This window comes from Psychrobacter sp. I-STPA6b (assembly GCF_020662265.1).
Lineage (GTDB): Bacteria > Pseudomonadota > Gammaproteobacteria > Pseudomonadales > Moraxellaceae > Psychrobacter.
On the sequence record NZ_VEWM01000076.1, the window covers coordinates 1 to 488 of the forward strand.

General features: G+C 34.6%; 1 protein-coding gene. It reads left to right on the forward strand.

Annotation, left to right across the window (positions count from 1 at the left end):
- Window positions 1–488: NAD(P)/FAD-dependent oxidoreductase (locus FHK88_RS09750; RefSeq protein WP_227430559.1), on the forward strand; the 488-nt coding region annotated here is incomplete at both ends.

A 488-nucleotide genomic window follows, 5' to 3' on the forward strand; every position in this document is an offset into this window, starting at 1 on the left:
AGATCATATAGTTCATGAAGATTCTAATTATTGTTTTGGCGAAGGTGGCGCAGGAACCTATTCTGATGGTAAATTGTATACCAGATCTAAAAAGAGAGGTGATGTTAATAGAATATTAGAACTGTTTGTTGCTTTCGGTGCTTCTCATGACATACTTGTAGATGCGCACCCACACATTGGTACCAATAAATTGCCTCAAATTATTCAGGATATTCGTGAAAAAATTATTGAATGTGGAGGTCAAGTTTTGTTTGAAACTAGAGTTGCTGATATTTTGGTAAAAAACAATGAAGTTCAAGGGATTGTTACGCATAAAGGAGACACTATTCTTGCTAATAAATTAATATTAGCCACGGGACATTCCGCACGTGATATTTTTGAACTATTGGATCGAAAAAAGATTTTCATAGAAGCTAAACCTTTTGCTTTGGGTGTTCGCGCAGAACATCCTCAAACCTTAATTGATAGTATACAATATAGTTGTGATT